The organism is Paenibacillus lentimorbus NRRL B-30488, from assembly GCF_000411595.1.
GTDB lineage: Bacteria > Bacillota > Bacilli > Bacillales > Bacillaceae > Bacillus > Bacillus velezensis.
This window is the reverse complement of sequence record NZ_ANAT01000039.1, coordinates 1-553: the sequence shown is the minus strand read 5'-3', so window position 1 is coordinate 553 and position 553 is coordinate 1. Positions and strand designations below refer to the sequence as shown.

The window sequence follows — 553 nt, the reverse complement described above, 5'->3', positions numbered from 1 at the left end:
CTTCATTTCAGTGACGTTCCGCGGGGCGGTGTACGCTTGTCTGTCTGCCGCTCCGCCGGGAGCCGGCAGCGCGCGGCGGTCAAGCTTTCCGCTCGGCGTGACCGGCCATTCGCTCATCTCTATAAACTGAGCCGGCATCATGTAGGCCGGAAGGCGTGCCGCAAGCTCCGCCCGCACATCATCGCTTTTTCGTCCTTCAATATAGGCGTAAAGCGCGGTTTCGCCGTGTTCGGTCCGGGCGGTGACTGCCGCCTCACGAATGCCGTCGATGCGCCGGATCGCCGCTTCGATCTCCCCCGGTTCAATCCGGTAGCCGCGGACTTTCACTTGTCCGTCTGAACGGCCGAGCCATTCGACAAGGCCGTCTTCTGTCCAGCGTGCGATATCACCCGTCTGATACATGCGTTCTCCCGGATAAAACGGATCATCGAGAAAACGCTCCTCCGTCAGCTCAGGCCGGTTCAGATAGCCGCGGGCCACTCCTGTCCCTGCGATGTACAGCTCTCCTGCCACGCCCGCAGGCTGGATGGTTCCCCCGCTATCTAATACATAC

The 553-nt window shown here is 61.5% G+C and carries 1 protein-coding gene; it reads right to left on the bottom strand.

The window, feature by feature from the left end; genetic code table 11:
• The coding region (locus tag D368_RS17470; RefSeq protein WP_486129293.1) for an AMP-binding enzyme at positions 1-553 on the bottom strand (553 nt) is incomplete at both ends.